Genomic DNA, 11,137 nt, shown 5'->3' with positions numbered 1-11,137 from the left:
CCCCGGGGCTGCCGCAGCCCCGGGGCCCTTCCGCGCGGAACCGGACCCTCACACGCCTTCGCGCTCGTGGGCGTACAGGCCGAGCAGACGCGGCACCTCGTACAGCGCGGCGTGCGCGGTGACCTCCCCGGCGGGCGAGGTCACCGCACCCGCGTCGATCAGCGACTCGACCGCCCGGATCGCCGCCCGCTCCCCGCAGCCCAGCGCCTCCGTGGCCCGGTCCAGGGTGAAGCCCCCGGCCTCGGCGAGCCCCGCCAGCCGCCCGAGCACCCACCGGTCGCCGTCCGCCAGGTCCTGCCAGCCGGACGCGATCCGGTGCCGTACGGATACGTCCCCGGCGACCAGTTCGTCCAGCGCGGCCGACGGGTCGTCGAGCCGGTCCGCGTACTCCGCCAGCGGCAGGTGCCGCAGCACCGCCAGCCGCATCCCGCTCACCTCCACCGCCAGCGGCAGCCCCCCGCACGCCCGGACGATCCGCAACGCCGCCCCCGGGTCCGCCCGCAGCCGCCCCGCCCCGATCAGCTTCCCCAGCAGCTCCAGCGCCTCACCGTCCGCCAGCGCCGGCAGCGCGATCCGGTGGACCGGGGCGAGCCCGGCCAACTGCCCCCGGGCGGTGATCAGTACGGAACACTTCCCCGACCGGGACAACAGCCCCCGTACGGACGCCTCGTCCGGCACGTCGTCCAGGACGACCAGCGCCCGGTGCCGGGCCTGCCACTCCTGCCAGGCGTCCGCGAGGGCCGCCGTCGCCGCGCGGTCACCGCCCGCCCCGCCGTCCGGGGAAGCCGTGTTCCCCGGGGGAGCGGCGTTGCCCGCCACCCCGCACAGCCGTCCCAGCTCCGCCAGGATCTCCGCCCGGCTCCGCGCCGTACCGTCCTCCCGGCGGACCCGGACCCGGACCCGGCCGTCGGGGAAGCGGTCGGCGAGCAGATGCGCCGCCCGCAGCGCCAGCGCCGACTTCCCCGCCCCGGCCGGCCCCGAGACGACCACCACGCGCTCCTCGCCGCAGCCCAGCACCTCCAGAAGTTCCCGCAGTTCCCCGGGGCGCCCGGTGAAGGCCGCGGTGCAGGCGGGCGGAGCCGCCGGACCCACCGCCTCCCGGGCGGGGGCGGGCCGCCGGGCCTCGCGCCCACGCCCCAGCATCGAGCGGTACAGCGCCGCCATCGCCGGGCTCGGCTCCAGCCCCAGCTCGCGCGCCATCAGCTGCCGGTAGTCGTCGTACACCGCCAGCGCCTCTGCCTGCCGGCCCGACTGGTGCAGGGAGTTCATCCACGCGGCCCGGAGCCGCTCCCGCAGCGGATGCCGCTCCACCAGGTCCCGCAGCCCGTCCACCGCGACGGCGGGCCGGCCCAGCTCGATCTCGGTCTCCGCCCAGTCCTCGTAGACGGTCAGACATCGGGCCTCCAGCCGCCCGGCCTCCTCGGCGACCCCGGCGGAGTCCCGCAGGTCGTTCAGCGGCGGCCCCTCCCACAGGTCCAGCGCCTCGCGCAGCAGCCGGGCCGCACCGGCCAGATCACCCCGCCCGGCGGCCGCCCGCCCCGCGCGGGCCAGCGACCCGAAGCGCAGGGTGTCCAGCTCGCCCTCGGCGATCCGCAGCAGATAGCCGCCGCAGCCGTGCACCACCCGGTCCCGGCCCTCGTGCCCGGCCGGACCCAGAAGGGTGCGGGCGGCACTGACGTACACCTGGAGGTTCTTGCGGGCGGTACGCGGCGGATCGTCCGGCCACACCGCGTCGGTCAGGACCTCCACCGGTACGGGGGTGTTGGGGCGGGACAGCAGCGTGGCGAGGACGAGGCGCTGCTTCCGCGGGCCGAGCGGCAGTTCATGGCCGTCCAGCCGGGCGGTGAGCGGGCCGAGCAGGGAGAAGTACACCGCACCCGTGGGAGCGGTGCGGACGGGAGGTCGGGTCATCAGCGGGCCTCCGGAACGGGGACGGGCGGCGGTCTGGGCCGTACGCACGCCCCGATCCTGCTGCCGCCCCGGCCCCCGCACATCGGGGCCCCGCACGCATTTTCCGGCCGGACACCCGACCGAAACGGCCCGCTGCCCCCATGTTGCCCGCCCCGGCCCCCACGAGGGGCCCACGACGGGCCCTCATCAGGCCGGTTCGACGGCGCACTCGGCGGCGAACTCGCACAGCGCGGCCCGGTCCGCACGCCCGGTCTTGCTCAGCAGACTGGCCATGTGCTTCTCCACCGTGCGGGGCGAGATGGACAGCCGCCGGGCGATCTGCTGGTTCCCGGGCCGCTCGGGCAGCAGGACGAACACCTCGTACTCGCGCGGCGTCACCCCGCTCGTCCGCAGCGGCGACGGGATCCGGTCCCAGCCGCCCCGGTGCTGCCCCACACTCGCCCCGGCCTGCCGCAGCGCCGCCCGGCACGCGGAGGCGACCGCCTGCACCCCGGCCCCGTAGAAGTACTCCTCGGCGGACCGCAGCCACGCCACCGGCTCGCCCCACCCGTCCGCCCGGGCCGCGTCCGCGACCAGCCGCAGGCCCAGGTGGCGGGCGACCGGGAAGGGCGCGGACCGCACATCGAAGGACGCCATCAGCCGGGCGGCCCCGGCCGGGTCCCCCTCCCGGCCCAGCAGCACCGCGTCGGCCAGCTCCAGGAACTGCCGGTTCCAGGCGAGAGCGCCCCCGGGAGCCGCCCGCGCCTCCGCCAGCTCCGCCCGGTCCGCCTCGCCCGCCAGCACCCGCAGCAGCGGGCGCAGCCCGTACCGCCCGCTCAGGTAGTAGTAGCTCGGGTGGTCCGCCTCCCAGGCCAGCGCCTCGTCCAGACCCGCCGCCGCCCGCTCCCGGTCCTCCTCCAGGAGCGCCCCGAACGCCCGGCACAGCCCCGACCGGAGCGGCACCAGCAGCGACTGCTCGCCCCCGGCCCGCCGGAACGCGGCCAGCGCCCGGTCCATCTCCCGCCGCCGCCCCCGGTGCGCGGCCATCGTCGCCCCGGCCAGCAGCAGATAGCGGTGGGCGGACCGGTCGCCGACCCGGGCGCTGGCCTCCGCCGAGCGGTCGACGATCTCCTGCGCCTCCTCCCACCGGGCGCACATCACCGCGTTCATCGCGAGCAGCCCGTCGACCGTACGGGTCAGCAGCAGCGCGCCCAGCTCGGTGGCCGCCGCCCGCGCGGAGAGCAGCCGGGCGGCGTCCCCGGTCCGCATGAAGGCGTTCGCCCCGAGCCGCACCAGCGCCTCCACCCGCCAGACCGGCAGGGCGTGTTCGGTGGAGATCGACAGCATCCGCTCCAGTGCGGCGTCCGCCGCGTCGAAGCCCTCCTCGCGCCGCAGCAGCGCCAGCAACTGCCAGGCCTGGCAGGCCACCACGGGCAGCCCCTCGGCCTCGGCGGTCTCCGCGGCCTCCCGCACGACCCGCTCGGAGTCCGCCGGATCCCGGGGCTTCTGCCCGTGCCCGGGAAGCAGCGCCAGATACCCGTCGACCACCACGAGCGCGGCCCGGCGACCCGGCGGCGGCGACGGGCCGAGCAGGACACGGGCCGCTTCCACCTGGAGCGCCGCGTCGGCGGTGCGCTCCGCCATGACCGCCGCCCAGGCGAGTTCGATATGGATCAGGCCGCGCCGGGCGGCGGCCTCGGAACGCGCCGGAACCGGCGGCAGCGCGTCCGCCAGCGCCAGTGCGGCGTCCAGATCGCCGCCCTCGGCACGGGCGACCGCCAACGACTCGGCGACGGCGGCCCGGTCGGTCTCGTCGGCCAGCGGGTGCGCCCGCTCCAGCAGCACCACGGCGGAGCCGTGCGCCCCCGAAGCGAGCATCCGTCTTCCCGCCTCCGCGAACTGGCGGGCCGCCCCCGCCCGGTTGCCCGCGGCCAGTTGCAGCGAGGCCACGAGCTGACGGCCGTCCTCGTCCAGCGGCTGCCCGGAGTGTTCGATGGCCCCGGCGGCGCGGCGGGCGAGCGAGGCGCGCTCGGCCGGAGCCAGCGAGGAGATCAGGGCCTCGGCGGTGAGCGAGTGCCGGAAGGTGTAGCGGTCGGGGGCGGCGCCGTCCGGGGCGATGACACCGGCCTCCACCGCCGACCGCAGATGCGTGAACAGGGCCCGGTCCTCGAACCCGGTGACGGTCTGGAGCACGGTCACCGAGAACTGGCTGCCCAGGGTCGCCGACGCCAGTAAGAGGTCCCGCACCGGCTCGTCCAGCCGCTCCAGCCTGCGGGCCCAGCTGCGGACGATGTCCGAGGGAACCGAACCGCCCGGCTGCTCCGCCGCCACCCACCCGTCGTCCGTCCGCCGGAGCCGGCCGGTGTCCAGCAGGTCCGCCAGCAGCACTTCCAGCAAGTACGGGTTGCCCGCGGCGCGTTCGGCCAGCCGCCGGTGCACCGACCCGGGTATCTCCTCCGGCCGCGCCTCCAGACACGCACCCGTCAGCGCCCGCACCCGGTCGTCGCGGAGCGGGCCCAGCTCCCGTACGGTCGCGGCGTGCCGGCGTTCGGCGGAGCGTACGAGGTCCAGGGCGGCCCCCGGCTCCGGACGCAGGGTGCCCAGGAACAGGATGGGCAGATCGGCCAGGTTGTCGATGACGTACTCGACGACCGCGACGGTCTCCGTGTCGCAGTCGTGCAGATCCTCCAGCAGGATCGCGCAGCCCGCCTCCCGGCCCAGCACGGACAGCAGCCGCAGCAGCGCCTCGGCCAGCTCCACGACCGTCTCCGGATAGCCGGGGGACCCGCCCCTGCGCCACTCCGGGACCAGCCGGGCCAGCGCCGGATGGTAGGGCGCGAGCTCGGGATCGGTCGGCGTGCCCGCGGCCCGGAACCGGGAGGCCAGCGCCTCCGCGAGCGGGCGGAAGGGGACGACGAGCCCGGTCGAGGTGGCCCGGCCGCGCAGCACCGGCATACCGAGCCCGTACGCCCGGTAGGCGCACTCGCCCACCAGCCGGGACTTGCCGATTCCGGCTTCCCCGAGGAGGAACAGCGCGCGCCCCGAACGCCGTTGTACGGCGTCCAGGGCGCTGCTCAGCAGTCCGATCTCCTCGTCCCGCCCGACGATGACCGGCGAAGTGGCTCGCATGGCCGCAGGTTACTGGAGCCGTAACTCCTACGGCAGCGGGCCAATGCGGCTTATTTGAGGTTGAGTTGGCAGGAACCGGTCACCACGGGGCCGTCATGGTGGTCCACGGCAGGTCGTGGCTGTAGCCGCTCTCGCCCTCCGAGGCGCTGAGAAGTCTGCTGCGCGCACCGAGGCCTCCGGTGGACCCCAAGGAGATCTGCCCGGCCGGGTGCTCGGGCGTACCCTCGTGCGCGATCTCGCCGGACGCCTGCAGGGCCGATTCGCCGAACTGCTTCATCTCTGCCTCATCCTCTGGGTGGTGGTGGTGATGGTCGTCGTCAAAGCCGTGGTTCGGTCAGGAAATCCGTGGTTCGGTCAGGAAATCCGTGGTTCGGTCAGGGGAGCCGTGGTTCGGTCAGGGGAGCCGGGAGGAACGCAGGAGCAGGGCGGACCCGATCCGGTCGGGGAACCCGGCCCTCAGCAGCCCGTGCCCGATCCCCGAGAGTCCGGTGAGCAGCCCCGGGTGCGGTACGCGGCCGGGCGTCCCGCACTGCGGTCCCGCCCGGTCCGCCGAGGCCAGCAGCGTCCCGGCCCGGCGCATCCACGCGGGCCGTGCGGCGGGCAGCGCGCCGTGGCCGAGGAGTTCGAGCAGCCCCGACTCCCCGTGGCACAGGCTGTCGTCGGCGAGCGGGCCGATGCCCGCCAGCTCGCCGGAGCGCGCCGCGAGCCAGCCGGACAGCTCCGGGTCCGCCAGCGCGTCGGGGCTGTCCGCGACAGCCAGCGCGATGCCGGCGACCCCGCCGCACCAGGCCGGCCCGGCGGCCGCTCCGGCTGCCGTTCCGGCCGCCGTTCCGCGGGCCGTCCCGGCGATTGCTCCGTCCGGCGCTCCGGCGGTCGTTCCGTACGCTCCGTGCGGCGCTCCGGCGGTCGTTCCGCGCGGCGCTCCGGCGGTGGCGGCGGTGGTCGCGTGGGCCGCTCCGGCCGTCGCCCGGCGCAGGGCCTCCAGCCCGGCGCTCCGGTGGCGGGCGTCGCCCCCGGCCCCGGCGAAGCGCAGCAGCGCCCAGCCGATCCCCGCCGCCCCGTCGGCGAAGCCCCCGGAGCCGGGGAGCGGGGCGGCGGCGATCCGCTCGGCGCAGCGCTCGGCACCACGCCAAGCCTCCGGGCGGCCGGTCGCGCGGTGCACCGCGAGCAGCGAGACGAGCCCGCCCGCCGCCCCGCCGCGCACCCCGTACCCGTCCTCGGCCGCGCTCGCCGCGCAGCTCAGCCGGACGGCCGGACCCGCCAGGTCCAGCACCTCCCGGTCGCCCAGGAGCGAGCCCACCTCGGTCAGCGCGTACGCGATGCCGCCGAGACCCGCGAAGGCGCCGGAGCCCAGGGACCCGAGCTCGTCGGCCCGCCCGTGCAGCGCGTCCAGCAGCCCCGGGACCGGGGCGAGCGCCTCGCGGGCCGCCTCCGCGTACCGGGAGGCGCCGGTGAGTGCGGCCAGTTGCGCCAGGAAGAGCGCGGGCCCGGTGTAACCGCCCGCGAGGTCCGCCGCCATCGGCGTGAGCCGCCAGTAGCGCTCGCCGAGCAGCTCAAGGCCGATCCAGTTGGTGCGGCTCTCGTGCCGGTAGGCGAGGGAGACGAGCTGATCGCCCACCGACCGTGCGGCGGACAGCAGTTGCTCGGGCTCCGGTGCGGTCGCGGCACTCCGCGACCGGCCGCCCGGACCCGCCCGGTGCGGCGGCTCGGGTGAGGTGCTCACCATGGCAGCCCGGATGATCCGTTCCTGATCCTGGCGGTCCACGGTGTCCATCGCGCGCACCTTCGCCTCCACGCGCGCCAGCCCGGTGGGGCCGGCGGCGGCGTCGGCGGCGGCCAGGTCGTGGGCGGGCCGGTCGTGCGGGGACCGATCGCGTGCGGTGTCGTACGAGGGCCCCTCGGGGGCCGGACCCGGAACCGTACGGCCGGTGCCGCTCCACAACTCCGTGGAGCCCGGCCGGGTGCCGAACACGGGCACGTCGCCGCACCACAGCTCCGCGACCTCCTCGTCCTCCACGCCGGGCAGCGCGGGCGCGCCCAGGAGCGGGGTGCGCAGCAGCGAGAGCACCTGGTGCCGTTCGGTGGCGTCCCGCATGAGGTCGGGGTGGGTCGACTCGTCCAGCAGCGTCGTGTACGTCCAGGTCGGCCGGGGCACGACGCGCACCTCGTCCCGAGCGAAGAGCCGCAACAGCCCGTCCTCACCCAGGAGTTCCGCACGGTGATCGCTGATCGCGGTGTAACCGGCGCGGAAACCGCCGCACAGGGCGTCGGTGTACGCGGAGGGGGCGGCCGCCACTCCGCCGAGCCGGGGCCGGTTGGCGGACTCGGTGAACCGGCCCGCCCGCCGCACCAGCCGCATGCGGTCGGTTCCGGCCTCCGCCCAGTCGGCGGTCTCGATCGGCGAGGACGCGGCCCGGCCCCCGCCGATGGCGGACATGTCGAGCGCGGTCGTGTCCCCGACGAGCAACTGCGGCAGGAGGCCCACCCGGTGGACCGAGTCGTGCAGGGCCCGGGCGGCCGGATCGGTGGACCTCGCGGGCCCCAGCGGCGGGTGGAACAGGGTCTCCACATCGACCAGGACCGGATGCGGGCCGCAGGCGATCAGGTTCTCGTGGTGCAGATCCGTACCGTCCAGGGTGTGCAGCAGGGCCAGCAGCGCACCCTGGCGCCGGTAGAACTGCCGGGTCTCCGCCGCCGTGGAGCAGGGCCGCTCCTCGACGAACTCGGCCCAGCCGTAGTCCCCACGGTCCAGGACCCGCAGGACCCGCAGCTCCGGGGCGCCGGGCAGCGAACCGAACCACTCGGCCAGGGTGTTGAAGTGCCGGTGGGCAGCGAGGGGACGCGGCTTGTAGACGAGCCGGGCGCCGTCGGCGAACCGCAGCAGCATGACCGACCGGCCCCCGCGATGGCTGTCGCCCGCCCCGGCCTCGACGCCGGTGAGCGCCCCGGGCCCCGCGTTCCCGCCGAGGCCGCCCTCCGGGGAACCGGCCCGGTCGCCGAGCACCCCCGACGGGGCCAGCAGGTGCCGGTCGGCGGCGAGCCGCGCGGCCATCTCCGCGAACGCGTCCCCCGCGTTCAGGCAGGCCGTCGCGAGGAGGCGGGCCAGCACGGGGTAGCCGGTGACGAGCAGGGCGAGGCCGTCGCGGCGGGCGGTCCGCCGGACGAAGTCCTGGAAGCGCTCCTCGGGCCCCTCGCCGCGCAACCGGCCCAACCGCCGGGCCTCGTGCAGTTCCGTGACGAGGGTGCGCCCCGCGATCCGGGACAGCCGACGCGTCAGCTGCCGCCGGAAGTCCGCCAGGACGGCCGAGGAGCCGTCTGCCGCCGGGCCGTCCGTCGCCCGGCCGCCCACCGAGCCGTCGACCGCCGGGCCGTCCTCCGCGAGTGCGTCCCGGAGCCGCCGCGTCGCCGCCTCGACGAACGGTGCGACGACCGGCCCGAAGCCGCTGAGCCCGGGGTAGGCCCGGTCGGCGACCACCACGTCACGCGGCGCCGAGGCGACGGCCTCCCGGGCGAAGACCGCCCAGCCGGGTTCGCCGGAAGCGCTGCCCCCGACGACGCCCGGAAGCCACCACGGCTCCCCGGCCGCACCCCCGAAGGCTGCGGTGGCGGCGGTGCCGGACGCGACGGGCGTGCCGGAGGAGGGGGAGGAGGAGGGCGCGGACACGACGGAGACAGCAGGGGAGGGACGACGGGTCGTCCCTCTGTCGATCAGATCCTTCTCCGCCACCGCTCCGCACCTCCCCGGTCCCGGGCGGGCCCCGGTCGGGCCGCCCGCGTCCATCGTGGCGGGGGAGCGGGTGCGGGCGCATGGGGGAGTCGCCCCCATCTTTCGCGCCCCGGCGCGCAGACGTCGGTAACACGTAGGTCTGGAGCGAGAATTGGCGGTTTCTCGCCTGCCGCTCGGAGCCGGGCGGGTGCTTAATAGGGCTCCCGCGCATGCGGGCGTGGGTGACGAGTGCTCGGGGGAACGCATGGACAGCACGGGAAGCTCAGGCAGGCCGTGGGCGCGGACGCCACCGTCCGGACCGCCGGCCTCACCGCCTTCCGGACCACCGTCCGGGCCGCCGTCCTCACCACCGCCGGATCCTCCGGCCGGGCCTCCCTCGCAGCCGCCGCCGCTACCGCCGCTGCCGCGTCCGGGAGGCGTCCTGGAGATCGCGGTCAAGCGCCGGATGCTCTGGATCGGCTCGGCGGCCCTGCCGCTGCACAACCTCACCCGGGTCGAGGCCATCAAGGTCAAGCCGGAGCGGAACGTCCTCCGCTTCCTGCTGGGCCTGGGGTTGGTGGCCTTCGTCTACTCGGTGACCGACTGGGCACCGGTTCTCGTCCTGCTGATCGTTCTGGTCGTCTATTTCGTCAAGGCGCTGATCGCACCGGAGACGCCGGTCCTGGTCGTGGAGACGGCCGGCGGCTCCCGCATACTCGTGACGCTGCCGAGCGTGGACGAGCTGCGGACCATCGCCGGGCGGATAGTCCACGCGATCGACCACCCGGAGGCCGAGTTCACGGCCTACGTGCACCAGCTGAACAACTACAACGGCCCCGTCTTCAACCAGAACGGCGGTCAGAACACGGGGATCAGGCTATGACCGAACCGACGCACCACTCGACCTACAACGGCTCCGTCTTCAACCAGACCGGCGCCCAGAACATCGGCATCAACAACGGCTACGTGGGCGCCGCTCAGGATCCCGAACTCCACGCGGCTGTGAAGGAGTTGACCGACCGGCTCCGCGACCTCACCGCCCACCTCACCCCGGACCAGGCCCGCACGGTCGCGGAGACCCTGCCCGTGCTCGCCCTGGACCGCGAGGGCATGACCGAGCGCGGCCTCACCCTGGCACGGCTCGGGCAGCTCACCACCGCGGTCGGCCCGGTGGCCCAGCCCGTCGCGGACGCGCTGGGACGGTTGCTCGGACTGCTCGGCTAGCCGCTCGGCCAGGGCCTCCCGACGGGGCCGACGGGACCGGGGGCATCCCCGGGCCGGCTCACCCGCGCGGCGCCGCCGTGGACCCCCGGATCATCAGCTCGGCCGCGATGGTCGCGATCCCGCCGGGCGGCGGGTTCTCCTTGCCCATCGCGAGCCGCCCCGCCCGGGCGCCCGCCTCGAAGAGCGGCAGCCGCACCGTCGTGAGGGCCGGCACCGCGTCCACCGAGAACGGCAGGTCGTCGAAGCCCGCGACCGAGATGTCCTGGGGGATCCGCATCCCCTGGTCCCGTACGGCCGCGCACGCGCCCAGCGCCACGGTGTCGTTGGCGGCCACGATGGCGGTCACGTCCGGTGCCCTGCGCAGGAGTTCGAGGGTGGCCTCGTAGCCGGAGCGCCGGTCGTAGGGCCCGTGCACGGTGAGCCGGTCCTGATCGTCCGGGCCCCGGCCCCCGTCGGCCTCGTCCGGGGCGGTGTCCAGGCCGGCCGCGCGCAGCGCCTCGCGGTGGCCCTCCAGCCGGTGCCGGGTGGTGGTGCGCTCCGGGGGCCCGGCGACGTAACCGATCCTGCGGTGGCCGAGCGAGATCAGATGCTCGGCGAGCCGGCGTCCGCCGCCCCGGTTGTCGAACGCGAGCGCGGCGACGAGCGCGTCCCCCTCGGGCAGCGGGGGCCGCCCGCAGAAGACGATCCGGGTGCCCGCGTCCGCGAGCTTCGTCAGCTTCGCGGACATCGCGGCCTGGTGCGCCGGATCCTCGACCGCGCCGCCGGTGAGGACGACGGCGGCGGCGCGCTGGCGCTGGAGGAGGGTGAGGTAGGTCAGTTCGCGCTCCGGGGAGCCGCCGGTGTTGCAGATGACGGCCAGCTTCTCGCCGCCCGCCCGTCCGGAACCGTCCCCGGGGCCGCCGATCTGCGTCTGGGCCGCCCCCGCCATGATCCCGAAGAACGGGTCGGCGATGTCGTTGACCAGGATGCCGACCAGGTCCGAGGTGGCCGCCGCGAGCGAGCTCGCGGGCCCGTTGAGCACATAGTCCAGGTCGTCCACCGCGCGCAGGACCCGCTCCCGGGTCGACGCCGCCACCGGGTAGTTGCCGTTCAGCACACGCGAGACGGTGGCCGGGGACACCCGGGCGCGGGCCGCCACATCCGCCAGGGTGACTGTCATCGCTGTCCTCCGTGAGATCACGTGCGGCC

The 11,137-nt window shown here is 75.9% G+C and carries 7 protein-coding genes; 2 read left to right on the top strand and 5 right to left on the bottom strand.

Translation table 11 applies throughout. The features are described from left to right. Window positions 1–48 precede the first annotated feature (48 nt). From IE272_RS30915 to IE272_RS30900, 4 genes are all read right to left on the bottom strand, one after another. Window positions 49–1,911 (bottom strand): AfsR/SARP family transcriptional regulator, encoded by a 1,863-nt coding sequence (locus IE272_RS30915; RefSeq protein ID WP_190009104.1) that lies wholly within the window; start codon window positions 1,909–1,911, stop codon window positions 49–51. 186 nt (window positions 1,912–2,097) lie between these two features. Then, window positions 2,098–5,019 carry a helix-turn-helix transcriptional regulator gene (locus IE272_RS30910; RefSeq protein ID WP_190009102.1) on the bottom strand — a complete coding sequence of 974 codons (2,922 nt, stop codon included), beginning with the start codon at window positions 5,017–5,019 and terminating at the stop codon, window positions 2,098–2,100. 79 nt (window positions 5,020–5,098) lie between these two features. Continuing rightward, window positions 5,099–5,296 (bottom strand): hypothetical protein, encoded by a 198-nt coding sequence (locus IE272_RS30905; protein WP_050360846.1) that lies wholly within the window; start codon window positions 5,294–5,296, stop codon window positions 5,099–5,101. 117 nt (window positions 5,297–5,413) lie between these two features. Next, entirely contained in the window at window positions 5,414–8,746 is a 3,333-nt protein-coding gene (locus tag IE272_RS30900; RefSeq protein WP_190009100.1) for a type 2 lanthipeptide synthetase LanM family protein, read from the bottom strand. A gap of 400 nt (window positions 8,747–9,146) precedes the next feature. On the opposite strand from IE272_RS30900, the gene IE272_RS30895 reads away from it, so the two are divergent. Both IE272_RS30895 and IE272_RS30890 read left to right on the top strand, forming a co-directional pair. Further along, a complete protein-coding gene (locus IE272_RS30895; RefSeq protein WP_268254208.1) occupies window positions 9,147–9,608 on the top strand; it encodes a DUF6232 family protein in 462 nt (153 codons plus the stop codon). Further along, on the top strand, window positions 9,605–9,949 hold the full coding sequence (locus IE272_RS30890; RefSeq protein WP_050360843.1) for a hypothetical protein: 345 nt from the start codon (window positions 9,605–9,607) through the stop codon (window positions 9,947–9,949). The genes IE272_RS30895 and IE272_RS30890 overlap by 4 nt, the downstream gene beginning before the upstream one ends. A gap of 58 nt (window positions 9,950–10,007) precedes the next feature. On the opposite strand, the gene IE272_RS30885 is transcribed toward IE272_RS30890, so the two are convergent. Continuing rightward, window positions 10,008–11,108 carry a LacI family DNA-binding transcriptional regulator gene (locus IE272_RS30885; protein WP_073741439.1) on the bottom strand — a complete coding sequence of 367 codons (1,101 nt, stop codon included), beginning with the start codon at window positions 11,106–11,108 and terminating at the stop codon, window positions 10,008–10,010. Window positions 11,109–11,137 lie beyond the last annotated feature (29 nt).

Source organism: Streptomyces anulatus, from assembly GCF_014650675.1.
In the GTDB taxonomy this organism is placed as follows: Bacteria; Actinomycetota; Actinomycetes; order Streptomycetales; family Streptomycetaceae; genus Streptomyces; species Streptomyces anulatus.
Note: the sequence above shows the minus strand (reverse complement) of the source record. Positions and strands in the feature narration are given on the sequence as shown.